The sequence below is a fragment of the Citrobacter sp. Cb028 genome, from assembly GCF_030336705.1.
Lineage (GTDB): Bacteria > Pseudomonadota > Gammaproteobacteria > Enterobacterales > Enterobacteriaceae > Citrobacter > Citrobacter braakii.
Genome location: NZ_JAOWCZ010000026.1, coordinates 59,319 through 84,404 on the forward strand (window position 1 = coordinate 59,319; position 25,086 = coordinate 84,404).

Sequence of the window (25,086 nt, forward strand, 5' to 3'; positions counted from 1 at the left end):
GTGTTATTTGATGCCCGGGTACTGACCGCCCCAGACAATATCCAGATATTGTTGCGGGTCGGTGTCGCCTTCGGTACTGACCAACAGCACGCGGGAATGCGCATCCAGCCCCAGTTGTTCACGCATTTGCGCCAGTTCAGGTGAGGTCATCAGCAGCGCCAGCAGACCGGAAGTGACCGCGCCGGACTCACCAGATACGATCTGCGGATCGCCCGCCAACGGATTACCCAGCATGCGCATGCCCAGCGCTGCGACTTCATCAGGGCAAGAGGCAAATGCGTTGGCATAATCACGTAGCAGTTTCCAGCCGATGCTGTTCGCCTCACCGCAGGCGAGACCAGCCATCACGGTTTGCAAATCGCCGCCCACCGCAATTGCATCCCCCTCTTTAGAGCGGGCAGAGCGGTAAAGGCAATCGGCAATTAACGCTTCAGCGACGATCACTTTCGGGCGGTGTTCACCCCAGGCTGCCGTCACCATTCCCTGCACCATTCCGGCAAACGAGCCAACGCCTGCCTGAACAAAAATATGCGTCGGCGCAACCTGATGCAGCTGGTCTATCGCCTCCAGCATCAGCGTGCCGTAGCCCTGCATAATCCACTGCGGGATTTTTTCATACCCTTCCCAGGCGGTATCCTGCACCACAATCCAGCCATGCTTTTGTGCCTGTTCCGCGGTCATGCGAACCGCATCGTCATAGTTCATATCGACGATTTCAGCGGTAGCGCCTTCATTACGGATGGAGGTCAAACGCTGCTGCGAAGAGCCCTTCGGCATATAAACCACGGCGTTTTGCTTCAGCTGGCGCGCCATCCACGCCACACCGCGACCGTGGTTGCCATCGGTGGTGGTGGCAAACGTGACGGTTTGGAGATCGCGGCGTACCTCTTCGCTGGTCATCACGTTAAACGGCAGTTCACTGATATCCTTGCCGATTAATTCCGCGATATGGCACGCCATCGCATAGGAGCCGCCCAACGCTTTGAAGGCTTTCAGGCCAAAACGCTGAGACTCATCCTTGAGATAGATATTTTTAACACCCAACTTTTGTGCAAGAGCCGGCAGCGTATATAACGGCGTCGGCGCATAACCCGGAATAGACCGATGAAAATTCAACGCTTTTACCAGTTCCTGGCGACTAAACGGTGCCAGCGGCGCGTTTGGATGTTCAGTAAACGGTGTCTGGTTGATAAAAAATGATAAGTTTTCCTGCATCATAAAACCTCATTGTTCTGGTATTTCGCTCCCTGTAATAGACGTATACAGAGATATTTACGCTATCGGTATTGCCAATAGAGCAAAATGCTTACCAGTTTTTTATTAATCGAGTAAAACCTTATAAATATTTTAACAAAGTCTTTATTTTCAAATAATTAAAAAGAAACCGAGATGGGCACTGAAAAATACCACAGCGTTAGTTTATCGCCTCGTTTGATAAATTCTCACAATTGATAAATAGTGTGATCGCGGAAGATAAAATAAAAAAAACATCCAAAAACAGAGCGGTAGATTGATTTTTCGCAAATCATTTTTGCATTGCTTCGCATATTTATCATCTCCCTTGAGAAATGCCACTCACTGCCGGAGAAGTACCATGATTTCAGTACTCAGCAATATCCAGGATGATATCTGCAATTATGCCGACGCTATTTCTGGCATAACCGGAACGGATGTTGAAATCATCGATGAATCCTTAATGCGCATCGCTGGCACCGGTAAATACCGACATATGCTCAATGAAAACGTGGCAAAAAATGGCTACATCTACCACCACGTTTTGCAGGTCCGAGAAACAGTTCTTATCAAAAACCCCGGCGAACATCCGCTGTGTCAGTTATGTGAAAAACACCACTACTGTTCTGAAATGCTGGATTTGAACGCACCAATTTTTCTCAACAATCGTGTGATTGGCGTGATCGGAATTATTTGCTCAACCCAGGCGCAGCGTGACGCGTTATTGAGCCAGATTGATAAATTTGTCACTTTTATTGAGCAAATCGCGGTGATGATCTCCAGTAAGGTCTTTGAATGTCTGGAGCGTTTACGCGCGCAGGAAACCCTCGGCGCATTTCGGCGTCTGATCGATGCCATGGACCGCGGCGTTGTAGCAATTGATGGCAATGGTCTTATCTGGCATGCCAATCATTCAGCCGATCGCATTCTCAACCGCGAAGTTCAAGGATTACCGCTGACCATTGAAACAACCGGGGACAGTTTGTATGGCGATGAAGAAGCATGGCTGACGCTTGAAGGCCAGAAACACCATGTACTGTGCAAACAAATTTCGCTCTCCTCGCTGGATAACGATCGCTTAACGATGGTCATCTTTCGTGATGCGCACGACTACCTGAGTAACCTTACTCCATCCCCTTACGAGTCTGACACGCAGGTGCGGCTGATTGGTCACTCTTCCTCAATGGAGCAGCTCAGAAGCACCATTAGCAAAATTGCCAACAGCTACGCCAGCGTGCTCATCACCGGGGAAAGCGGCTCGGGTAAAGAGGTCGTGGCATTTGCCATTCACCAAAACAGCCCCCGTAAAGCAGCCCCTTTCGTGACAATCAACTGCGCGGCAATCCCCGAGCAACTACTGGAAAGCGAACTGTTTGGCTATGTACGCGGTGCATTTAGCGGTGCAGATCCCAAAGGACGAATGGGGAAATTTGAACTGGCCAACGGCGGCAGCCTGTTTCTGGATGAGATCGGCGATATGCCGCTGCACCTGCAGGCCAAGCTGCTCAGGGTGTTGCAGGAAAAAGCGATCACCCGCGTGGGTTCTAATAACATCATTAATATTGATGTGCGCATTATTGCCGCGACCAACAAAAATATTAGCGCGATGGTCGAGAATAATCAGTTTCGCGAAGACCTTTTCTATCGCCTGAATGTCGTCCCTCTGGTGCTTCCTTCCCTGCGTGAACGCAGAGCTGATATCGCCGTCCTCGCACAATACTTTGCCGATGAGTTTTCGGTCAGTTACCAACGTGCACCGCAAAAACTGCCCGATGACGTTATTAATCGCCTTTATGCCTGGCACTGGCCGGGGAACATTCGTGAATTACGCAACGTCATCGAATACATTTTTGTGATGCGCGGAGAAGCCGCCGGGATCAACGCCAGCCATCTGCCCCCTTATTTACTCTCCCCGGCTGACAGCAGGAAAACCACGATGACCGCACAACCCCGACAGCTGGCGAACCAAGGAAAACAAGCGGAAAGGGACGCCATCGAAAATGCCATTCAGCGATTTGGTTCAAGCGTGGAGGGCAAAAAACAGGCTGCATCAGAACTGGGAGTCAGTATTGCCACGCTCTATCGAAAAATAAAACTGTATGGTTTGTGAGCCCCATTTTTTTAACAATTAAGCCCGCGTAGCGCGGGCTTGTGGTGGGTATAACAGAGCAAATTAAGTACAGGGATACTTAATCAAACACACCATTGATAACCGCGGTGACAATTGCCGTGCTCAGTGCAATCAACACCAGATTGTCGCCAACAACCTGCCATTCATAACCCGGGTAATATGGCAGTTGATTCAGCATCGAGGATGGGACACTTTTCTTAGCGATCCCCGGAGGAAGTGGTTTTCCTCGCGCCAGATTTTTGGCGATGCCCGGAGGCAGTGACTTATATCCCGTCAAACCATATCTGACGGCGTACTGCCTGGCCATGTTATAGCTAATATCACTATCAACATGGTCCGGCTTGCCATAATTTTTACGCTGTTCCGATTGCGAGTTGTTTTTTGGGCCTGGATTTCCTTTCTGGCTATGACTGCTATTACCCTTATTCCCACTATTACCATGGTTGCCGCTATTACCATTTCCGTTGCCATTGCCGGGGTTAGCCGAAACGGGGATAGCGCACATCGACATCGCGGCAACGGCAACTAAAGCCGTTGCTAAAGTACGGAGCCTGGACATGATGATTCCTTAAGATATGGATACATACAAAATGTATGGTATTGCGTGAATATTGGCTATCGCTATGAATCCGATTTATTGGCAGAAAAACGCTGTCGCTTTGCAAAGTGAGCAGCTTTGATTGACCGTTTTTTAAATTAAAAACCGCCATTCCCGTTAACTCAGATCGGCAAGCGACAGGCACAGGATCTGAGTTTTTGGGAATAACTTCGCGAAAATGGAGAGAAAACGGCGTTTTTTTTCGGTTAAGCTATGTTCATGCTTTGGCGCTACCCATGGTCAGATTCACTATTCAGGAACCCACCCATAATGGCAAAAAGTACCCCGCAGCTGCCGCTCGACCCACATATGTGTCGCAGCTATGAAAAAAAGTCGCGAAGTCCGCTGGCGCTCTACTCAGAGTATCAGCGGATGGACGTCGAGCTGCGGGCTCCGCTGGCCATGACCTACAGCCACTGGCACGGTCAGGTTGAAGTGAATGTGCCGTTTGATGGCGATGTGGAGTACCTTTTCAATGACGAAGTAGTGAAAAGCAAACAGGGCTTTATCACGCTGTTCTGGGCCTGCACACCCCATCAGCTGACGGATGCCGGGCACTGTAAACAGATGGCCATCTTCAACTTACCGATGCATCTGTTTTTGTCCTGGCCGCTGGACAGGGAACTGATTAACCACGTGACGCATGGGATGGTGATCACGTCGCTTGCCTCGCAGCAATTGAGTGCTTTTGAAGTGCAGCGCTGGCAGATTGAACTCAACAGCGACAATGAGCAAATTCGTCAATTAGCCATTGATGAGATTGCCCTGATGCTCAAGCGATTTAGCCTCGCTGGCTGGCGGCCAGTGCTGGGTAACAAAACATCGCGCACCCAGAAAAACAGTATTTCACGGCATTCACAGTTTTACGTCAGCCAGATGCTGGAGTTTATTGCCGCAAACTGCGACAAACAGCTTACGGTCGATGCAATTGCCGAACACGTTAAGCTCAACCCAAATTATGCGATGGGCATTTTTCATCGCGTGATGCAACTAACCATGAAACAGTATATTACCGCAATGCGCATCAACCATGTGCGGGCTTTGCTCAGCGATACGGATAAAACAATTCTGGATATCGCTACAATTGCAGGTTTCCGATCCAGCAGCCGTTTTTATAGCTCATTTCATAAATACGTCGGCATGCCGCCGCAGCAGTATCGCAAACTGAGCCAACAGCGCCGAAATCATTCACCTTATGCCGAGGGGTAATTTATTCGTCAAACTCACTCTTACCTTACAACCAAAATATAAGCATCAGAATAGCAGGTCAAAATAGATAATCTGCAGCAGTTAATAAAATAGGGTTCAGACATGAACTCTGGCAACTATGTTACTCAGTTATGGGTGACCTGTAGCAGGTATTTATTTGACGTGTTCAACCATTAACGATTGGGATGTAATTATGGAATTAAATAGCTGCACCGCCAACAACAGAAAGCCATTGTCTTTCTTTTGGTCAGTTTTACCCATGATAGTCATGCTGGGTGGCATTAGCATCGGATATTTTATCTTCAATATTCGAGCTGAACCCATGATCCTCGTGGGAACCGCAACCGCCTCGTTTATCGCCATCGCTCACGGCTACACGTGGGATGACATTCTACAATCTATTTGCAATAAAATATCTGAAGCGCTTCCTGTCATATTAATCGTCGCCAGTATCGGTTTCTTAATTGGCGCATGGATGGTGTCAGGCACTATTCCAATGATGATTTATTATGGTCTGAAGTGGATTAACCCGCAGTATTTCTATATTTCAGCATTTATGCTGGGAGCGCTGATCTCAGTCTGTACCGGCACCTCCTGGGGATCCATCGGAACCGTCGGGATCGCCATGATTGGCGTAGCGATTGGTCTGAATGTTTCGCTGCCCATTGCTGCTGGCGCTATTGTCTCCGGCTGCTGGTTTGGTGATAAGCTTTCTCCGGTTTCTGACTCAACCAACATGGCGGCGCTGGCTGCCGGTGTAAACCTGTACTCGCATATCGGCCATCTGCTGTGGACCACCGGCCCGGGATTTATTATTTGCTGCGTCGTATACAGCTATATGGGCATGGGCATTGATGCCTCATCCAGCGCGCCAGCCAATATCACCAACTTGATGAACGCTATCGGCCAGATTTATCACTTTAACATTCTGCTACTGTTGCCACCGATCATCGTTTTGTATGGCTCACTGTCAAAAAGACCGCCAATCCCGATGCTCTTTTTATCCACAATAGTCTCGATGATTCTGGCATTAGCCTTTCAGCAATTTACCGCATCATCGGTTGGCGAATCCGTGGTTAGCGGTTTTAAGCTCGCGATGCTCACCGGAGATAACCTGCCAACACTGTCATCAGATGTTTCGCGCTTACTGGAACGAGGCGGCGCCATTTCAATGTTTAGCAGCTTCGTCACCGTCTTCAGCGCCTTCAGCTTTGCCGGCGCAATGAGTGCGACAGGCTCTTTGCACACCGTGATAAACGCGCTCACGAAAGGCGTTAAATCCACATTCCGCCTGGTGGCCACCACGATTGTGACGACGTTCACCATCTGTGCCTGTACGGCAAATGGAACCTTGCCACTGCTGCTGTGCGGCGATGCCTTTAAAGAAGAATATAAAAAACGAGGGCTTGCGACAAAGAACCTCTCGCGTACTACCGAAGATGCGGGAACCGTTGTCGAACCGATTATCCCCTGGTCTGCCTCAGGCGTTTATTGCGCCACGATGCTGGGCGTGGCGACGCTTGATTATTTGCCATGGGCAATCCTCTGCTACAGCGGCATCATCTTTGCCCTGCTGTGGGCGGCCACCGGTATTGGTATTGCTAAATATGAACCAAATGAAGCTACAGAGCATATGGTTGAGCAAAAATCATAGGCTAATAAATAGCTAAATATTGGCTACCACCAGGGTAAATTTAATATATCAATTAGATATACAGAAATATTCTTCACTGTTGCGTTGCTTAAACTATTTTTCAGAGACTGTCCAGGAGTCAGCAATGTCTTTGTTTGATGATATTGTCATAAGGGATGTTAATTGCCGTAAATACGGTCAATTACAACAGATGTACGGCACCACCGAAGTATTACCGCTGTGGATTGCAGATATGGATTTTGTGACGCCAGAGCCAATCATGAGCACACTGCGTTCAGTGGTGTCGCAGCCGGTACAAGGCTACAACCTGGATTATCCGCAATGGCAAGAGTCCGTTATTCATTGGTATGCGCAACAGTATGATGTCGACATAAAGCCACACTGGTTGCATTTTATTCCCGGCGTCATAAAAACTATCGTGCTCTCTCTGATGGTGTTTACCCGACCAGGTGATAATATTTTAACCTGTACGCCAATATATGACCCCTACCCTAATCTGGTAAATACCAGCGGCAGGAATTTGATTCAAACGCGCCTCATTGAGAAAGATGGTCATTACGAATTTGACTGGCATGATTTCAGCGAAAAACTCAAGCAGTGCAAAATGTTTCTTTTCCCTTCGCCGCATAATCCGGGCGGTATGGTGTGGTCGCGGGAAACGCTGGAAAAAGTAAGTCACTATTGTCAGCAAGCTGGCGTCATTATTCTCTCCGATGAAGTGCATAGTGATTTAACCCTGCCAGGCAAGCGCCATCTGCCGTTTTTTACTTTAGACGAAGCGACAGGGAGCCAGTCAATCGTGCTGACCTCAATCAGTAAAACCTTCAACACGGCGGCGATCCAGGGCGGAATTGCCATTATTAAAAATGATGAATTACGCCATCAGTTCTATGGTTTCCTGGATAACTGCTACCTGGCCGAGACACATTCATTACAGCAGGCGGCCATTTACAGCGCCTTTACCCATTGTGGCGACTGGCACCAAAAATTATTAGCCTACCTGGCCGACAATGTGGCGTTTGTTAAAAGTGAAATTGAAAAGCACTGTCCCTTAATCTCCATTGTGTATGGCGGCGCATCGTATCTTATGTTTCTGAACGCGGAAAAAATGAATCTTAGCGATGAACAGCTAAGCGCATTTTTTGTGCAGGAAGCAAAACTGGGTCTGTCACCAGGCGCGCAATATGGCCCCGGCGGAGAGGGTCACATGAGACTCAACGTTGGGTGCCCGCACTCGGTACTGGTAGAAGCGATGAACCGACTGAAAGCCGCGTACCAAAAACGACAGAACGCGTAGCGCGCATCACACTCTTTGCCCCGCCACGGTGGGGCAAAACTATACAAAGATGTTGCAGAACTGCTATAAAGTTTTTCCGTTCTGTCGGCTGGTGTTAAACTGGAAAGTGTGATCTTCATCATAACCTGCTTAAACAGAGAAAAGAGACACTGCTATGCAACATATCATTGAGGGCTTCCTCAACTTCCAAAAAGAGATTTTCCCTCAACGTAAGGAACTCTTTCGCAGCCTGGCATCCAGCCAGAATCCCAAAGCGCTTTTCATCTCCTGTTCCGATAGCCGCCTGGTGCCAGAACTCGTTACTCAGCAAGAGCCCGGACAGCTTTTCGTTATCCGCAACGCCGGTAATATCGTTCCGTCTTTTGGACCGGAACCCGGTGGCGTATCTGCTACGATTGAATACGCGGTTGTCGCACTTGGCGTGACGGATATCGTCATCTGCGGACACTCCAACTGCGGCGCGATGAAAGCCATTGCTGATAGCCAGCCTCTGGATCCGATGCCCGCTGTGGCTCACTGGTTGCACTATGCCGATGCCGCGAAAGCCGTGGTTGAGAAGAAAACCTGGGATAACCCAATCGATAAAGTTAACGCCATGGTGGAAGAAAACGTTATCGCACAGCTCAATAATATTAAAACGCATCCTTGCGTCGCGGTTGGGCTGCGAAATAATGCGCTTCGTCTGCACGGCTGGGTATATGACATCGAAAGCGGTGAAATCCGTACCCTTGATAAAAACAGCAAAACCTATGTTTCCCTTGCAGATAACCCGCAGGTGCATTTCGAGTAAATTTTCCCCTGGAGCAAGGATGCTCTGGAGAGCTTTTACCTACTTTTGTGCTATAGACAAAAAACGCACTTGCAGCTAGTTTTTTAAATAGCCGTTGATGTTTTGCTTTTGCATTGGCCTTAGCTCATCCATTCAGTATTGCAACAGATTGCATGTATTTAGAGTTAAAACAGCTGTTCACCTGAGTGTTTTATCAAAATTATCTAGCAGCGATATCAATTCTGATAATGGTGCAGGCGATAAAAAGGAGCTGACGCAAATGCAAGCGAAATTAAAACGAATAATAAACATGTTATTCTATCATGAATCATGGGATATCATGATTATTAAGGATCATGGTACACACCAATTCCCAGATAACACACTGGATATATTAAATAAATCCGCTGCACAGCAGTTAAAAAAGGAATATACGTTTCAAGCCGATCCTTTTCTTATTGAAAAAGATGATAAACTGTATGTTTTTTATGAAGCTTTTAGCTTTCGCAACTCGAAAGGCACGCTCCGATGCCGTATTCTTGATCGTGAACTGGTTGAAATTGATGACGTGAAACTTGAAGGTTTTGACGACCTGATGTGTCATTTGTCATTTCCGTTCCTGATCAATATTAACGATCAGCTCTTCATGATTCCTGAATCATCAGAAAGAAAAGAAGTGATACTGTTTCAGTCAGTAGAGTTTCCTACACGCTGGAAGAAAATTAAAGTTCTAATCTCTGACACCGAAGTGACAGATAACATTTTTCTTTCAATGAATGAGACCTGCTATCTTATATCGACCACCATGGATAATAAAATAATTATTCATTCGGCAGAGCATCTTCACGGACAGTGGCAGAGAATTACTCCTGCATTGAAGGTGAGCAATCATCATCATCGGGGAGCGGGTGCGCCTTATCTTGTCGATAACAAAATGTATTTCTTAACCCAGGAATGCACACCTGAAACATATGGAAAATCTATCTACATCAAAGAATTAGTCACACTGAATGACGCTACTTTTGATGAGAATCTGATCGAACAAATCAATTCGTCGATCAACCACAGTGACGGCGTTCACACGCTAAATTTTTCAAGTAACTATATTGCCTATGATACAAAAATAAATAAGTTCAGTCTGTTGGCAATCTTTAAAAAAATATCCTATAAGTGTATGATAAAATATAGAAACGTATACCTTTCCCGGCAAAATAACTGATCCCCTGGATCCTTGGGTGGTATTGGTGGAAAATCGCTCGGGTTTTTAGCATTTTTCTGGAGTCCATATGGCTATTCTTGTCACTGGTGGTGCAGGTTATATTGGTTCACATACTGTTTTAACGCTACTGGAAAGAGGCGATGATGTCGTTGTCATCGATAATCTGGCAAACGCCAGCCGAATCTCGCTGGACAGGGTCGCGGAACTCACAGGAAGGGAACCCATTGTCTATATCGCTGATGTTCTCGACAGGCAGGCATTAAAAAACATTTTCGCCAACCATAACATCACCGATGTCATTCATTTTGCGGGCCTCAAATCGGTTTCCGAGTCGATAAAAGAACCCCTTGCTTACTACGAAAACAACGTCACTGGAACGCTGGTTTTACTGGATGAGATGCTGGCCGCAGGCGTTAATCGATTCATTTTTAGCTCATCAGCTACGGTATACGGTAATCCGGAAAGCGTGCCGCTGAGCGAGCAATCGCGTACGGGGGGAACCACCAATCCGTACGGTACCTCTAAATTAATGGTCGAACAGATTCTGGCCGATTTCTCCCGCGCGCAGCCCGATTTCCGCATTACCTGCCTGCGCTATTTCAACCCGGTAGGCGCCCATCCATCGGGTCGGATTGGTGAGGATCCCAACGGTATCCCCAATAACCTGGTGCCGTACATCTCCCAGGTTGCGATTGGTAAGCTGAAAACTGTGTCGGTTTACGGTAATGACTATCCAACCCCCGACGGCACCGGCGTTCGTGATTATATCCACGTCATGGATTTGGCGACCGGCCATTTAGCCGCGCTGGATAGCCAGAATAAAGGCGCTGCCTATAAGGTGATTAATCTCGGTACCGGGGTCGGTTATTCTGTGATTAATCTGATTGAGGCGTTTGAAAAAGCGGCGCAGAAAAAAATAAGCTATCAGTTTGTCGACAGAAGGCCCGGCGACATTGCCGAATGTTGGTCTGACCCGTCACTGGCATACAAAGAGTTGGGCTGGAAGGCCATCTACAACCTTGATGAAATGATGCGTGACACCTGGAACTGGCAAAAAAACAACCCGAATGGTTATAACATCTGATGTACCCGGCAACGAGCCTGAGCCTCAGGCTCGTTGCCGTGACGGGCTAGTGTGCAGTTATCGTTGATACGCGATACCAGCCGCTGCTCTGCTTTCCTTCGTTGGCAAAGTTAATTCTTGCCACCCCGGATTTATCCAGCATCGAAACCTCAATGGCGTATTGCCCTTTCGCCAGTCGACCCGGCATGGGCAATGCGTAGCTAACCTGATAAACGCCCGGGAGCCAACGTCGTATATCATCCGCCGCATTCCCCTGCGCCACCACCTTATTGGCGCTATCCACCACACGAAATGCCAGCGTGTAGGGCAGATAAATCGGTGCGATACCTTCGTTATACCAGGTACTGTTCAACCTCAACGTTTGTCCGCCGTCCCACACGGACTCATGGCTCAGAGACGCTAAGCGAAACCGATAGCCCAGTTTGGTCAGCGCATCATCAACAATCGGTCGATAATCGCTGGGTATCGCTCTCGATTTCAGGTTGATCGTGCTGGCGTGCTGCTTGACCGCCCAGTCAAAAATGCCCTGCACTTCGGCACGCGTATAGTGGAAGGTGTTCTTCCAGTCCTGCATATATGAACAGATTTCCAGACTGACCGGCGCACGTTTCCAGGCATCGTTAAACCCCGAATAGCTCTGCTGTGCTGCCAGTAATCGCTGCGGGTAATCATCGGCCATATGGCTCCAGGAGTCCGAAAATACGCGCAGGTCACCCCAGCAATCCGCCCGCCATCCAGCCCCTCGCGCCACCGCATTCGCCAGACTTTGCCCACCGCTCATCAACATTATTTTCGGCGTCGAAGGGAAGGCAGAAAAGTGCATTGCGACGTAGCGGTCTAACTGCGCGGTGGAGTACTGCTCCAACAGTGGTTTCAGCTCAGGGAAATTGCTGTTATGCCATTCCCCCCAGGCCCCCACCATGCCGATATCCACAAAAGCGAGATTCGCATTACCGTCGTAGCGTTTTCCGAATGCGTTCAGCAGACGCTGGCTGTACTCAATAAACAGCGGGTCGCTTAAATCCGGAATAAATGTTTTATTATCGGGCGTCCAGCTACCTTTCACGCCTTTTTTAATCAGCCAATCGGGAATTTTGGTGCCATCCCCCGGATCGGCAAGCACCATAAACCGCAGCCCGACATTCATCGCGGGACGATGCGCTGCCGCGTATTTGAAGGCATCATCCACCAGCGCAAAATTATACTGACCTTCAACAGGCTCCAGCTCTCGCCAGTAAAATCGCTCGTATTCAAATCCGGTATTGGGATAATCCGCCAGACCCAGCGTTTCACCGTACCCCTGATGGAAACTTGCCACGCCAATCCCCGGATTGGTTAGCGGGCCCGTTAATGCTTTGGGGGTTACGGTCGTTAATGCGGACATAACCGCCAACGGAAAGGACATCAACAACAGCGCAGAAACCCATTTACACTTCATCGCAGTGACGCCCTCCACAGGTTTGTTTACGCTAGCGGTTTTTCAGACTTAACCACCAGTCCCATATACCCACATGAAAATTTTGGAACACATCAATACCTAATGCTGATTTGATCATATACAGCGTCAGCAATACGCAGCAGGTAACGAACAACACGGCTATCAGCAGCAAAAAAGTGAGCAATATTCTCGACAGGGTCGATTCCTGACGATGCTGCCGACGCAAATCTCTGCCAAACAAAAAAACCAGATAATAGCGTTTACTGAAAAAGGGAAAGCTTCGGCGAATATCGATCTGATGCCGCGAAGTCAGAGTCGAGGCCAGGATCGCTTTTTCCACCCCTTCTTTTTGTTCAGGGGTCAACCCTTGCGCAATCGGCTCGTCAAGATGAGCATAAAATCGTTCGATGACGGGAGGACGATTTTGAGGACTGGTCAAAATTAACCTATATCTTTATCAATTGAGTGATAGACGTTAATCGTCTTTTTGGCGATTTCATGCCAGTTATAGTTTTGCAAATATACACGATAGTCCACGCTATTGGTTGCCGCCCACTCGGTTAGTTTTTCGGCCAGGCTGGTCACATCCCCCACCTTAAAATAGGCCTCGGACGGCAGTTGAACTTCGAGGTTAGCCGGAATATCACTGACGACGGCAGGAAGAGAAAATGACATCGCTTCCAGCAGCGCAATGGGCAATCCTTCATGGTATGAAGGCATCATAAACAGCTGTGCCTGGGAAAACACCGCCTGAAGCTCATCACCACGCAAGAACCCCGTCATCACAACGCCAGGCGTGTCCGCGGCAAGCTTTTTGAGGCGAATGCTGTATTCGGTCGGATGATCCGCATCGCCAATTAACACTAACGGCATAGTTAAACCGCTGTGCTGATAGGCGGCAATGGCATCATGCATCCCTTTTTCTTCCACAAATCGCCCAACCACCACGAGGTAGTTTTTCGGCTGCAGCCCAAAGCGGGAGAGCGTATTGTCGATGGTCAGCGCAGATAACGACCGCGGCTCGTTGACGCCATTGTGAATTAAATGCGCATCATAGCGAGCGTGTTTTTTCTGGATCAGTTGATTAATAACCTCAGAAATCACAATCACTTCGTTGGCATATCTCACTGCCCAACGCTCACCCAGCAGCAATATTTTTTTGGCAACGAATCCCCATTTTTGACGATCGTAATCAGGTCCATGGTGGGTGAAAACCACCTTCTTCCCTAACATGCGTAATAATGGGATCACAAGCCCAGGTCCGATAGCATGGACATGCACAATATCTGAATGGTCGATACTTGTCCTGAATGCCGCTAAAACGGAATGGACAATCGCTTCCAGCGAGCGCTTTTTTGGTGCCCACAGCGCGTAGGTTTCAACTTTCTTATATAACGATCGTTTGTAATTTACATACGGCGAGCGTGCAATCACGCAAATATCAACGTCCAACTGCTGCTTAATGGCAGGATATAGATTCTGACAGTGTGTCTCCACCCCGCCCAATACATCGGGAATACCACGCGTACCAAAAACCGTTATTTTTTTACTCATACTATGGCCTGCTCAGCAGTTCTTTATAGAGCGCCAGTAGAGTATCCATATGTTTACTCAGCGCATATTTTTCACTCAATCGCGCACGACCCTGTAAGCCCATGACCCGCGCCTTCTCTGGCGAGTCGGCCAGTGCATCCAGCGCATTTGCTAACTCCTGCGCATTGCCAGGTTCGAATAAAATCCCTTCGATTCCGTCACGAATTTGTTCCGGGATGCCACCGATGCGCGATCCGATCACCGGCTTGCCTAAGGACATCGCCTCTAATATCGCCATAGAACAGTTTTCATAGCATTCTGAAGGAAGGATCACTGCCCGCGCATGCTTAATAAGGTTATCGAGAGCTTCCCCTTGTTGCACATAACCTAAAAACTCAACGCCCGGGTATTGGGCGACTAATTCATCGTGCAGTGGACCGTGCCCTACAATTTTCAGCGGCGCTTTGTTCTGCATTTTCTCATGCGCCGCCAATAACGTTGCCACGCCCTTTTCACGGCTCAGGCGACCGAAGTACAGCATATAGCCCGCATCGCTTACCTCACCCAGAGGACGGCTGTCATCAACGCCATTGACGATGACATCAATGCGCGAATTCGGCAGCGTACGCAACAATACGCCGCGTAAAAAGACGCTCGGCGAAACGATCACATCCAGCGCCTGGTAATTTTGCGCAATATACTGCCAGGTCGCCTCTAAAGAGAGCAGGAGGCTTTTTGAAGCAGAGCCTTCCTGGCAACGATACCTGAAGGCATTGAAAACCGTCCCGGTAATACAGGAATCACACACTTTACCGTCGCGCAGCATGGAATAGGCAGGACAGACGATTTTATAGTCATGCGCGGTCAACACCGTTTTGCAGCCAAAATTGCGGGCCACTTTAATCAACGCCGGCGTTAACTGATGGTAAATGTTATGGAAGTGGACGATATCCGGACGCTCTTTTTGTAGTAGCGCCAGCATCTTTTTGCAGGCCTGCGAATTATGAATAAAGTTAACCGCCGTTTTGAGCCCGCCCAGCAGATTGCTCTCCTGGTGGTAGTCCACATTGCCGACGAAATAATCCGCATAGTCCGAAGGGAAATTGTTCTCATGCTGCATCGAGAAATCAATAACCTGTACTCCGGCCTGTTTCAGCATCTCGCGCTCTTGAAAATAAACGGTTTCCGCGCCGCCTTTAATGAAAAAAAACTTATTCACTAATAAAACTTTCATTGCGCCAGCCTTAGTTATTCATGAATGATTTTACTGTCAGGCGGAGTCAACGGATCGCGTACTGGTTTAGTCAACCCTTTAACAAGTCCCGCAGAAAGCACGGCCAGGTTCATTACGCTCTGCAATCCGTTCAATAACGATCGATTCTGCACGGTTTTCAAGATAATAAAGGCAAGCAAGGGTAGAAATGCAATATCGAAAAGTTCGAGATTGAAGGTCACCGCCGCAATAAACAAGGCAATCAGATACACAGAAAAAATCGCCTCATTCTTAACCATTTTTAACGCTTTGCCGAAATAAGGTTTTCCCCATGCACAACGTAAAAGCTCGCCCGGTGCCTGATAGTATCCACTTTTCCAGCGGTGCTTCAGCATCTGAAAGGTCGGCATGGTATGCGAAGTATGGAAAAAATATGGAATATTCAGACGGCGTAGTTTATAACCCGCATCGAGCAAACGCAGGCCAAGTTCAGCTTCTTCATAAGCGTGCAAATTACGGTTGGTGAGATAACCAATTTTCTCAATCGCAGAGCGGCGATATAACCCACCACCGCCTAAATGGTCGCTATCTCCAAGCGGATAGATTTTACTAATACGCTGCTTACGCGATTTAAATTCATAGTTAACGGCATCGTCCATTTCAACGGTTCCCGCGACACCTGCATATTCCGGCTCAACCTGCAAAAAAGCGACAGCCTGATCCACAAAGCCCTCTTCCAGCTCCATGTCGCCGTCCATCAGCAACAGATATTCCCCTTCACTATACAGATAACCTAACTGATGCCCGACGCCGCAGCAGCGATCGCCAGGGTCAGTTAAAGAGACCACGGTCACCCCTTTATCGATCGCAAGCTGTTGGGTGTTATCCGTTGACAGGCTATCTGCCACTATAATTTTATGTGGATAATCAACAAGCTGCCTGCGGATACTGTCTATCGTTTTCTCAATACATTCAGATTCATTGAGTGTTTTAATACTCACTGAAATAAACGGTTTTTGGTCCATACAATTACCCTACACAGCGAAGGACGGTTCGACGAATCACTAAACTTGATCCTAGTGATAAATAGAACAGGAATTGTAACATCGGTGTAATCATCAGTATCTGGCTGTAAGGTAAGCTAATTAAGCAACTGATAGCAAAAGCGTTAAACGCCGGTGCAAAGCTCAGCAACTGAAGATCCTGCTGGTCCAGTTGTTCAAGCGTCAGTAATGGCTTTGGCTGACAAACTTTCAGGATATAAATGAATAAGCTAATAAAAAGTAACGTGCCGATCACCCCGACTTCCCACAGCAGCATACTCAGGGAAGTCGAGTCGAGAATTAAGTTATAAATGATATTCAAAAAGCCCGGCGACACCGTACTCCCGCTGTTTGTGGCGTTGAGCCCGTACCCAAATAACGTTCCTGAAAGCCCCCACAGATCGTTATTTTTCAACCAGAACAGGAACGTCGTAAAGCGCCCTAACTCCCCGGTAGACATGATGTAGTTCGGGTCAAAGATATAGCTTAAGGAGTCGATGAAAATGCTTAACGAGCTTTTCGACGGATCGCCGCCAAACGCGGAAGAATAATAGTACGCGAGGATCACTATCGACAGGCTAATAAGCAGCAGCATGCCCGCCACAATAACCAACAGCGTCTTCAGATTAACCTTACTGACGTCTTTGACGTAGCTCGGTGAGATCCACACCCACGCGAGGAACAGAGGTGACAGCAGAATGACGAACTTCACTTCACCAATAATACATAGCCCGATCCCAAGAACAATGTGCAACGCCATGGACTTGAACGTGGTCAACCCGTGCTTATACTCAGAGACTTTTAACAACATAATCAACAGGCAAAACAGGCCCATCGCAGCAGTGTTACCGCCCCCCATGGGGTCACCGCCAAACGTGCCAACCACAGAGTCCCATTTCTCATCTTCGCCACGCACCGCAACGCGCTGGGGAACGACCAGTAAAACCTGATAAATCATTACCGGGATTTGCGCGTAAAACACCCAGTACAGATAGCGCGTTGCACGGTAAATCTGCGACTCCCGGCAAAATCCCAGCAGCAAACAGATCATCACCAGTGACAATGCGATTTCATTTTTAAATGCCACAATCGCGACGGTGATTCCGCCCTGAATCAGCGTCGATGTTCCGGCCAGTATCAGGAACGAAAAATACAACGCCAGGACAATCGTCTCCTGCGCATCCAGCTGCAGCGAGCCATCACGCGTCTGCATCACCAATAATCCCACCATCAACAGGGTCAGGAAAAAGGGGATCCACAGCACCGACTGCATACCGGTAAAGTATTGCACCAGGCCACACAGGATCAGCGTGACAAAGCTAAAAACCTGTAAATAGTATCCGGTATTCAGCGTCATAGTATCACCGGCTTATCTTTCAGAAGATTGGCTCGCTTATTCATTTTCAGATAAATGAAGGCGTAGCGAATAAATGTCAGTGAAGAAAACAGGATAACCGACGTGGCATAATCTTTATGAAAATAGGGAATGACGACAAATGCGAATAACACAATCGCCAGCTGTTCCAGTTGGATACGCAGAAAATAGCGGTGGGAACCAAAAATAAGCTCAATCACCGTCAGAGGGCTTATCGCCAGCGCCGGGAATAAATAGGGCAACATGTAGCGCGACGTTTCAATGGAGTTAATCCAGTCTTCGCTAAAGCCCAGACGCATCACTATTGGATAGAAAATAAACACCCCGAGAGTACAGATAACCCCCAGAACCAACAATAGCATCCGTACCCTGGTATATTCATGAAAATTAAAGGTATTATTTCTGAAGTCGATAGACCACTTGGAAAAAATAGTATTGCGCACTGCGTTGCCGATGATCACCACCGGCGCCAGGCAAAAGCGGCTAACCACGGAAAAATAACCTGCCGTCAGCGCCGAGAACCAAAAGTTAATCAACATAATCGGCAAATTGCTGCTGGCCATCGCCAGCACTTCCGCACTACCGACTTTGGTAATGTGATGGATATTTTGTTTGAAAAAATGCCAGTTACTGGCAGGTCGCAAATGTCTGGCCGCCACAGAGCGAATATCAAACGAATGCAAAATACAGCTTATGGTCAGCAGCATCGTCGCGCAGGCCCATGACCAATAAAACAGTTGCACCTGATGCGTAACCAGAACCGAAAGTAATACCACCACAGAGACAGAGATGCGCTGGAAAATCAGAAAACGAAAATTGGCCGTGCGCAGCGACAGGTTTTCCGAGATTAAAACCCACGCCGTCGCCAGCGTCAGCAAATAGAGAAACAGGATGTTCTGGTGAAACAGCCACGCTGTCAGTACGGCGTACGGTAAGGCAATGATCGTGCTTTGGAGCAGGCAAAATACGACGTTCTGTACCAGTTCGTCGTCGTGCTGTTTTGGAATTAAAAGCTGCGATGCAAAGGTACACACCTGCGCGCCCACCACGGCGATGCTGTAATTGAGCGCATAAAGCCCCACCTCAGCCATATCATACTTGTGCGAAATCAACCAGATAGACAGCGCACCAATCAACTGCGAGATGACTGATGAACCGGCTATCGTGGAAGCGCTCTTCAGTAGACTCATACCCGGCCTGGCGTCGTCAACAGTTGATCGGTACTGAAGTTAAGTGAACGCAGACCCTCCTGGGTTTCAAGATCTCTTTCTTCAACCGCATTGAGCACCGCGCCAATCACCACGCCGTTATTTTCCTCAATCTTATCCAGTGCGCTGGCGATGTGTCCCGCCGACCCCATCCCGGCTTTCACAATGAAAACAACCCCATCGACGGCACGTTTGATCAGTTGAACATCCTGACTCTGATTCACAGCAGCAACATCAATAATGATGCGCTGATAATGCGATTTCAGTTCGCGCATTAAGGGTTCAACGTGCTCCGACGACAACATCAGTAAAGAAGAGATGGTGCTCTTGCCGTGCGCAATAAAGTCGAGATTATCACTGAGCGTGATCCGCGCCTGTTCCAGCTGAGTCTCTCCGCGCAGCAGCTCAGCCAGGCCTGCGGATGTGGCTGATGCCAGTTCAGAAGAAAGCCCGCCCGTATTAAAGAAATCCGCATCAATAAGCAGCGTTTTCTGGTCAAAACTAAAGGAGTTCGCTAACAGATTCGCCAACAAAGAACGCCCATCACCGTGTTCCGTCGATGCCACGGCGAGCGTCTGTAATGGACGATTATCCAGCATAATCCGGGTACGGATACCGTGCACAATATCGGCATTCAGCGGGTTCTTCAGGATCATGTCGCGCACTTGCGCACGCCCTGAGGTTCCACTAAAACGACGGATTTCGCCCAGCGGGGTAACGTTGAGGCGCTTTTTCATGCGACTCAGGCTGGCGATTGAGTTATCCATTGCCGCTTTGACAATGAAATACATGATGCTGAACACGACCACCAGCATGACCACCATCACCAACAGCAGTGATTTATTCGGCTTCGCCGGGTTTAATGCGGGAACTGCGGGATCGTATAACACCGCATCGGCATTCACGTCGGACAGCGACAGCTCCTGAGTACGCTGAAAGAGCGATTTATACAGGTCTTCCATTTTATCTAACGACAGTTTTTGGCCGTTCCAGGCATCCCGTTTTGACGCTATTTTCTGGAAGATCTCTTTCTGCTGTTCCACCTGTTGCTGATAGTTCTTTTCATCCGCCAGCGCCGCCAGATATTGCTGACGTAAGCCTACTTTCAGCTCACCCAACACCCGTCCGGTTTGGCTTTGGATCGACTGAACATCGGCCTCTGCTTTTAAAATGGCAGGGTTTTTTGGCCCATAAACTTTGCGCAATTCAGACAACGTACGCTGCGCCTGAATCAACGCAATGCGCAGATCCTGAATCTGAGCGTGGTTAGAGACCGAAGGCAGCGAGATAACGCTCTCGGCGGACTTCCCTGCTCCATTCACCTCGTTATAAATGGATTCAGCGGCAATACGACGTTGGGTCGCATCGGCCAGGCGATTGGTCACGATACTTAACTGCTCGGTTTCAAAACCATCGATACCGCGAAAGGTCAACAGCCCGGCATTTTTCAGATAGCTTTCCATCTCTTCTTTTTGCTTCGCTATCGACTTCTGAATCTCTTCCATTTTTTCATAATTCAGTTCGCGGGCTTTCTCTGCTTTCTGACGCTTTTGCTCCAGCGTATAGTTGATGAAAGCCTGCGCGACGCCGTTGGCGATATCAGCCGCAACCTGGGGCGAAGTCGATTCATAGGTAATAGAGGCGAGGTTCGTTGTCCGAATACCGATGACATTCAGGTTTTTCGACAACGTTTTCAGCGCCAGCTCCATTCTCAGTTGCCGACTTTCATTGCTATCAGCGCCCTGAGCATCGGCTTTTTCCCCGGTAAATGCCGGGTTTTCATCCAGCTTCATATCGCGAACGGCTTGCTCGAGCACAATTCGTGAATGCATCAACGCATATTGCGTTTCGTAGTAACCACTGCGCGTTGAATCGAAACCATCAACCTGTGGGAACGGAGAAACGTTATCGGCCTGCGCCTTAATCAGCACCGTCGCCGTTGATACATACTTTGAGGACATCATGCTGATTAACGGATAAGCCACGACCCCGGCAACGATACCGGCCAGCGCGATTTTCCAGGCGTTCTTTTTCAGCGCTTTGGCAAAGCGGGAGAATTCAACAGTGCTTTCTCGTTTTTTGCCGTTTTCCACTATTGATAGTTTCATCGTCAGAAGAACCCCATGCCAATAATCACAACATCCCCAGGATGAACAGAGTGCGTTAAATCAACATTCTCAAGCAGCTGATTGCTACCTGACAGGCGAATGTTGATATCTTGACGGTCAGCACGATCTGTAAATCCCCCCGCCTGCGCAATAGATTTCTCGACGGTAAGTCCTGGCTCATAAGCGAATCCATTCGGACTTTTCACCTCGCCAGAAACATAGTATTTACGGAACTCGGCAATACTCACCGTCACCATCGGAGTAGTAAAATAATCTCCGGTCAGGCGTTGAGTTAATTCGTTAGTCACCTGTTCAACAGTTTTATCTTTTAATATAAGAGCACCAACAAACGGGAAATTAATCTCCCCACTCTTATCCAAAATAAACCGCATCGTCATATCGGGTTGACCATGAACAGCGATATTGACAGTATCCCCTGCCCCAAGTCGGTAATCCTGCTGAACAGTAGCAGGATCGTCCATTAATCTCGGGCTGGACGTTGTGCATCCGACCATCAGGATACTGAATAGCAAAACCGCGCACAGTTCTATTATTTTCATTTTAGATCTGAACCTTAGCTTTAAGCATAATCATAGAATTATCATAACCCAACGTTCTGATGACTTCCTGATTGTCGTTGGGACCGATATAAAACGAATCAGTATCCTTATTCGAATTCAACGTATCTATTTGATATTTAATCTCAAAATTGACAGACGGCGTGTAGTCATAGCTCATGGTTACGCTAAATACCCCATCTTTATCATGCCGATCTTTATTCTGTTTTTTATAGTCTTCTGAAGTGTATGAGTAATCCAGCAAGGTAGAAAAACGGTTGCCTAACCAGAAGTGCTGGTAAGAAAGACCATACTGGGTGACTAAAATATATCCCCCAACTTCCGATGGGTCTTTAATGCTTTGCGCTGAGTGCACCGTGAAAACAGACTGCTGTAACGGCTTCCACTCCCCTTTTATATCCCAGTTTAGACCATTAAAATCATGCGAGTTTGCGTTGTTTTCAAATGTCTTGTACAACCATGAAATATTCATGTCGACATTGGTTTTTCCCGTCAACTGCGACTTCAGGCCATACAGCAAATAATACTCATTAGTGTCTTTTTCTGAGTTGTTATCATAGTGACGCTGGTTAGTAATAAAGCTATAGCGAAAACGCGTTCTGGATGTGTATTGGTCAAAAATTTCTGCCACCAGGCTATTTTCGTGCCATTCCTGTTCCTGAATATAATTGTAGAAATCTTCACTACTCTCCTGGGCGTCGGACGTATTGCCGAACGTCAGTTTTTTGTATAACAACGCCAGTTCCGCTTTCCCGCGCCCATCCGGCGCGCCATAGCTATAGCGCAATTCACTGTTAATAAAATTCGTCGTCAGCGGAGATTTAATCCCATACTGCTCGAATTGACCCGGTAGAAACCCCTCAGTGATCCCTCGACCGCGGGATTCGTGCCCAAGCGTATCCTCCAGATTGAGTGTTAAGCCGTGCTTGAGCCCATAGCGCCAGGCACCGTTAAAACGGAAAAAATGATCGTTATAGTTATCAGCGGAATCGCTTGAGTAGTTACGATAATCACCGGAGTACATCAGTAAATACTTATCCTGACCGCGCTCTCCGATCATACTCAAAACGGGCGCTGCGCTCTGAAACGAGGAACCGATAGCATCTCTGCTATGTGGCTGATAAGACACGTTATCATTATAACCATAGTCCACAGCGACCTTGCCCTGGAAGTCGATCCCCGCAAAGCCAATGTGTGATTTCGGTGTTAAATCAGCCCATACGGGCTGCGATATCACGATTCCGGTAATCACGAGTAATTTAGTATGCATTCTTACCGATAAATCCTTTAAAAATAGTTTTAATAATAATTTTTATATCCAACCATAAAGACCAGTTTTGAATGTACTCAATATCGTACTGAACCCTTTTTTCCATCTTATAAAGCGCATCGATTTCCCCGCGGAAACCGTTGATCTGCGCAAGCCCGGTGATCCCAGGCTTAACTTTATGGCGGATCATGTAATTTTCGACCTGTTTACGGTACTGCTCATTATGCGTAACCGCATGAGGTCTGGGACCGACAATCGACATACTTCCCTGCAACACATTGATAAATTGCGGCAGTTCATCCAGTGAGGTGCGGCGTAAGAAACTACCGAATTTGGTTACCCGCGGATCGTTTTTAGTAGCCTGAATAACCGTATCGGCGTTCTCCATAACGCGCATCGAGCGAAACTTCCAGACCTTAATTTTTTGCCCGCTAAGACCATACCGATCTTGTTTGAAAAAGACTGGCCCGCGGGAAGTAAGTTTGATTCCAATGGCAATGGCCAACATTAGCGAAGAAATCATCACCATAATAATGCTGCCAAGCACCAAATCTTCCGCCCGCTTGATAAACGAACCCGCCCCTTCAAACGGCGAACTAAAAATGCCAATAGTTTGCAGGTTGTGAATGGAGCGCAGCTTGGACATGTTGTTACTGTAGGTATAGAAGTCAGGAACAATATACGTATCTACGGTAGTGTCTGACATCATCGCCAAAAAATGACGAATGCGCTGTAAAGCTACCATCGGTAAAGCGATGTAGATTTCGTCTATATTTCCCTGCCGGGCTTCCTCAACCAGATTGATCACCGGCCCACGAAAGGGGCTTTTAACCTTATCGACGATATCGCCACAGCGGGATAAGGCGCGCTCATCATAAAAAGCCAGATCTAATGTGATATTAGCGTATTCATCCATTAACGCGTTTTCTGCCGCCAGACCATTGTCGGTCAGACCAATAATCGCCACGCGCATACTCTTTTTCGTTGAATATTTAAAAATGAAAAAGCGAATGTAATAAAGAAAAGGTAATGGGATGAAGTACCAGTAAATAATCGCTGAATAAAAGGGGGAAGGCAGTTTGTCTAAGTAGCCGAGAGACTCGGGTTCAGCCACCGTCATGCTGACCAGTTCGTTAAAAAAAATCGCCAGTAGCGTACAAAAAACCAACCGTTTTTGATTACGTAAACCGATCGTCTTAATCTTTTGTTGATACATTTTAATGTATTCAGCAAACAGTAAGAAAAAGACTGAGAAGAGAATACTCAGAATGGCAATGGTGTTAAATGGCGCCAGACCTAACAGATGGGCGCTAAAAATTAACGTCGCATTGATCACAATGAAATCGACCAGCTTTAAAAAGACTGGATATCCGTGGCTGCTAATCTTTAGCGATTTTTTAAGCATATCTCAGCCCATTATTTATTGATTTTTAATTGTTTTTTTCCTCATTTATGTTGCTAATTATATCACAAGTCTTAAAAACGCAATGGCACACAGTCATTAAATGTAAAAAACAATGTAATACAATGTGATGGGTTTCGCACCATACAAATGCAACCCAATGATTTAGATGATTATTTATTGGTAATGTTTTTTAATTTCATCCTTAAAAAACATGATTAATTGCAACATAAACGTCATTGACAGTTCACAATTCATAAGCTACCACGGGTAGAATCACATGATGATCGCCTGACAACGCGTTAACCTTACAAAAAGCAATACTTTGTCCAAACCTCGTTGCGCTATGGTCAGTGATGAGAGTCCTGGAGAGCGACAAGAAGAAATCAATAAGTCTATTTATAATTCCCACCATAAAAATAACTTAGTAACACATTTACAAAGCAATGATTAGCAACCTTATTATAAATAAGGTATTTTACGAAGAGTATGCGATTGCTTTCATTTTCACGCTCAAAATTCAAAAAAAACGAATAGTAAAAAAAATTTAGTTTAAATAATTGTAGCAACTCCGATGAGTAGAAGCGGTAAGCATGGCTTAAATTAAAACTATAGCCAATCATTGAGAAAATGCGTGTTACATATTACTAATATCAACATTCTGCATGAACACACCTTTAACATCAGAATTTTCAGCGCTTACCAACATATCGATTTAAAATAA

20 protein-coding genes are annotated in these 25,086 nt (G+C 47.3%); 7 read left to right on the top strand and 13 right to left on the bottom strand.

Annotated features, from left to right (window positions below):
- Nucleotides 1–3: 3 nt before the first annotated feature.
- Nucleotides 4–1,215: a diaminopropionate ammonia-lyase gene (dpaL, locus tag OGV75_RS03975; RefSeq protein ID WP_131405393.1), complete on the bottom strand. Its 1,212-nt coding sequence runs from the start codon at nucleotides 1,213–1,215 to the stop codon at nucleotides 4–6.
- Nucleotides 1,216–1,594: 379 nt separating this feature from the next.
- Between dpaL and OGV75_RS03980 the strand changes: the two genes are divergently transcribed.
- A complete protein-coding gene (locus OGV75_RS03980) occupies nucleotides 1,595–3,343 on the top strand; it encodes a sigma-54 interaction domain-containing protein (RefSeq protein ID WP_049270992.1) in 1,749 nt (582 codons plus the stop codon).
- A gap of 79 nt (nucleotides 3,344–3,422) precedes the next feature.
- On the opposite strand, the gene OGV75_RS03985 is transcribed toward OGV75_RS03980, so the two are convergent.
- Nucleotides 3,423–3,923: an anti-virulence regulator CigR family protein gene (locus tag OGV75_RS03985; RefSeq protein ID WP_053389479.1), complete on the bottom strand. Its 501-nt coding sequence runs from the start codon at nucleotides 3,921–3,923 to the stop codon at nucleotides 3,423–3,425.
- 309 nt (nucleotides 3,924–4,232) lie between these two features.
- Here OGV75_RS03985 and melR point away from each other — a divergent pair, with 309 nt between their 5' ends.
- The 6 genes from melR (at nucleotide 4,233) to galE (ending at nucleotide 11,194) form a co-directional block, all read left to right on the top strand.
- The gene (gene melR / locus OGV75_RS03990; RefSeq protein ID WP_053389478.1) at nucleotides 4,233–5,171 is read left to right on the top strand and encodes a transcriptional regulator MelR; all 939 of its coding nucleotides are present in this window, start codon (nucleotides 4,233–4,235) and stop codon (nucleotides 5,169–5,171) included.
- 193 nt (nucleotides 5,172–5,364) lie between these two features.
- On the top strand, nucleotides 5,365–6,825 hold the full coding sequence (gene nhaC / locus OGV75_RS03995; protein WP_046275107.1) for a Na+/H+ antiporter NhaC: 1,461 nt from the start codon (nucleotides 5,365–5,367) through the stop codon (nucleotides 6,823–6,825).
- Between the two features lie 124 nt (nucleotides 6,826–6,949).
- Nucleotides 6,950–8,122, top strand: a complete 1,173-nt coding sequence (locus OGV75_RS04000; protein WP_286480369.1) for a MalY/PatB family protein — start codon at nucleotides 6,950–6,952, stop codon at nucleotides 8,120–8,122.
- 154 nt (nucleotides 8,123–8,276) lie between these two features.
- Nucleotides 8,277–8,912: a carbonic anhydrase gene (locus tag OGV75_RS04005; RefSeq protein WP_016154107.1), complete on the top strand. Its 636-nt coding sequence runs from the start codon at nucleotides 8,277–8,279 to the stop codon at nucleotides 8,910–8,912.
- A gap of 259 nt (nucleotides 8,913–9,171) precedes the next feature.
- Entirely contained in the window at nucleotides 9,172–10,110 is a 939-nt protein-coding gene (locus tag OGV75_RS04010; protein WP_131405261.1) for a glucosamine inositolphosphorylceramide transferase family protein, read from the top strand.
- 67 nt (nucleotides 10,111–10,177) lie between these two features.
- Nucleotides 10,178–11,194 carry a UDP-glucose 4-epimerase GalE gene (galE, locus tag OGV75_RS04015; protein WP_016154109.1) on the top strand — a complete coding sequence of 339 codons (1,017 nt, stop codon included), beginning with the start codon at nucleotides 10,178–10,180 and terminating at the stop codon, nucleotides 11,192–11,194.
- 46 nt (nucleotides 11,195–11,240) lie between these two features.
- Here galE and OGV75_RS04020 read toward each other — a convergent pair whose 3' ends face one another.
- Genes OGV75_RS04020 through OGV75_RS04070 form a run of 11 tightly spaced genes read right to left on the bottom strand, consistent with a single transcriptional unit; the run spans nucleotide 11,241 to nucleotide 24,365 of the window.
- A complete protein-coding gene (locus OGV75_RS04020) occupies nucleotides 11,241–12,632 on the bottom strand; it encodes a DUF4832 domain-containing protein (protein ID WP_216426096.1) in 1,392 nt (463 codons plus the stop codon).
- Between the two features lie 31 nt (nucleotides 12,633–12,663).
- On the bottom strand, nucleotides 12,664–13,071 hold the full coding sequence (locus tag OGV75_RS04025) for a hypothetical protein (protein WP_016154111.1): 408 nt from the start codon (nucleotides 13,069–13,071) through the stop codon (nucleotides 12,664–12,666).
- A gap of 2 nt (nucleotides 13,072–13,073) precedes the next feature.
- Entirely contained in the window at nucleotides 13,074–14,186 is a 1,113-nt protein-coding gene (locus OGV75_RS04030) for a glycosyltransferase family 4 protein (RefSeq protein WP_286480371.1), read from the bottom strand.
- Nucleotide 14,187: 1 nt separating this feature from the next.
- A complete protein-coding gene (locus tag OGV75_RS04035) occupies nucleotides 14,188–15,399 on the bottom strand; it encodes a glycosyltransferase family 4 protein (protein WP_286480372.1) in 1,212 nt (403 codons plus the stop codon).
- A 14-nt stretch (nucleotides 15,400–15,413) separates the two neighbouring features.
- Complete coding sequence (locus tag OGV75_RS04040; protein WP_286480373.1) at nucleotides 15,414–16,403, bottom strand: glycosyltransferase family 2 protein; 990 nt, start codon at nucleotides 16,401–16,403, stop codon at nucleotides 15,414–15,416.
- A gap of 4 nt (nucleotides 16,404–16,407) precedes the next feature.
- Nucleotides 16,408–17,778 (bottom strand): hypothetical protein, encoded by a 1,371-nt coding sequence (locus OGV75_RS04045; RefSeq protein WP_016154115.1) that lies wholly within the window; start codon nucleotides 17,776–17,778, stop codon nucleotides 16,408–16,410.
- Nucleotides 17,775–18,986, bottom strand: coding sequence for a lipopolysaccharide biosynthesis protein (locus OGV75_RS04050; RefSeq protein ID WP_286480374.1), 1,212 nt, complete (start codon nucleotides 18,984–18,986; stop codon nucleotides 17,775–17,777). The genes OGV75_RS04045 and OGV75_RS04050 overlap by 4 nt, the downstream gene beginning before the upstream one ends.
- Nucleotides 18,983–21,112, bottom strand: coding sequence for a GumC family protein (locus OGV75_RS04055; RefSeq protein ID WP_286480375.1), 2,130 nt, complete (start codon nucleotides 21,110–21,112; stop codon nucleotides 18,983–18,985). Before OGV75_RS04055 ends, OGV75_RS04050 begins: the two co-directional genes overlap by 4 nt.
- 2 nt (nucleotides 21,113–21,114) lie before the next feature.
- Nucleotides 21,115–21,672, bottom strand: a complete 558-nt coding sequence (locus OGV75_RS04060) for a polysaccharide biosynthesis/export family protein (protein ID WP_016154118.1) — start codon at nucleotides 21,670–21,672, stop codon at nucleotides 21,115–21,117.
- Nucleotide 21,673: 1 nt separating this feature from the next.
- Nucleotides 21,674–22,960, bottom strand: a complete 1,287-nt coding sequence (locus OGV75_RS04065; RefSeq protein WP_046274862.1) for an outer membrane beta-barrel protein — start codon at nucleotides 22,958–22,960, stop codon at nucleotides 21,674–21,676.
- Nucleotides 22,950–24,365, bottom strand: coding sequence for an undecaprenyl-phosphate glucose phosphotransferase (locus tag OGV75_RS04070; protein ID WP_046274861.1), 1,416 nt, complete (start codon nucleotides 24,363–24,365; stop codon nucleotides 22,950–22,952). Before OGV75_RS04070 ends, OGV75_RS04065 begins: the two co-directional genes overlap by 11 nt.
- Nucleotides 24,366–25,086: the final 721 nt, after the last annotated feature.

What these genes read in the sequence shown, in the direction of transcription:
- dpaL (WP_131405393.1), bottom strand. Translation starts at nt 1,215, where the DNA reads ATGCAGGAAAACTTATCATTTTTTATCAACCAGACACCGTTTACTGAA.
- OGV75_RS03980 (WP_049270992.1), top strand. Translation starts at nt 1,595, where the DNA reads ATGATTTCAGTACTCAGCAATATCCAGGATGATATCTGCAATTATGCC.
- OGV75_RS03985 (WP_053389479.1), bottom strand. Translation starts at nt 3,923, where the DNA reads ATGTCCAGGCTCCGTACTTTAGCAACGGCTTTAGTTGCCGTTGCCGCG.
- melR (WP_053389478.1), top strand. Translation starts at nt 4,233, where the DNA reads ATGGCAAAAAGTACCCCGCAGCTGCCGCTCGACCCACATATGTGTCGC.
- nhaC (WP_046275107.1), top strand. Translation starts at nt 5,365, where the DNA reads ATGGAATTAAATAGCTGCACCGCCAACAACAGAAAGCCATTGTCTTTC.
- OGV75_RS04000 (WP_286480369.1), top strand. Translation starts at nt 6,950, where the DNA reads ATGTCTTTGTTTGATGATATTGTCATAAGGGATGTTAATTGCCGTAAA.
- OGV75_RS04005 (WP_016154107.1), top strand. Translation starts at nt 8,277, where the DNA reads ATGCAACATATCATTGAGGGCTTCCTCAACTTCCAAAAAGAGATTTTC.
- OGV75_RS04010 (WP_131405261.1), top strand. Translation starts at nt 9,172, where the DNA reads ATGCAAGCGAAATTAAAACGAATAATAAACATGTTATTCTATCATGAA.
- galE (WP_016154109.1), top strand. Translation starts at nt 10,178, where the DNA reads ATGGCTATTCTTGTCACTGGTGGTGCAGGTTATATTGGTTCACATACT.
- OGV75_RS04020 (WP_216426096.1), bottom strand. Translation starts at nt 12,632, where the DNA reads ATGAAGTGTAAATGGGTTTCTGCGCTGTTGTTGATGTCCTTTCCGTTG.
- OGV75_RS04030 (WP_286480371.1), bottom strand. Translation starts at nt 14,186, where the DNA reads ATGAGTAAAAAAATAACGGTTTTTGGTACGCGTGGTATTCCCGATGTA.
- OGV75_RS04035 (WP_286480372.1), bottom strand. Translation starts at nt 15,399, where the DNA reads ATGAAAGTTTTATTAGTGAATAAGTTTTTTTTCATTAAAGGCGGCGCG.
- OGV75_RS04040 (WP_286480373.1), bottom strand. Translation starts at nt 16,403, where the DNA reads ATGGACCAAAAACCGTTTATTTCAGTGAGTATTAAAACACTCAATGAA.
- OGV75_RS04045 (WP_016154115.1), bottom strand. Translation starts at nt 17,778, where the DNA reads ATGACGCTGAATACCGGATACTATTTACAGGTTTTTAGCTTTGTCACG.
- OGV75_RS04050 (WP_286480374.1), bottom strand. Translation starts at nt 18,986, where the DNA reads ATGAGTCTACTGAAGAGCGCTTCCACGATAGCCGGTTCATCAGTCATC.
- OGV75_RS04055 (WP_286480375.1), bottom strand. Translation starts at nt 21,112, where the DNA reads ATGAAACTATCAATAGTGGAAAACGGCAAAAAACGAGAAAGCACTGTT.
- OGV75_RS04060 (WP_016154118.1), bottom strand. Translation starts at nt 21,672, where the DNA reads ATGAAAATAATAGAACTGTGCGCGGTTTTGCTATTCAGTATCCTGATG.
- OGV75_RS04065 (WP_046274862.1), bottom strand. Translation starts at nt 22,960, where the DNA reads ATGCATACTAAATTACTCGTGATTACCGGAATCGTGATATCGCAGCCC.
- OGV75_RS04070 (WP_046274861.1), bottom strand. Translation starts at nt 24,365, where the DNA reads ATGCTTAAAAAATCGCTAAAGATTAGCAGCCACGGATATCCAGTCTTT.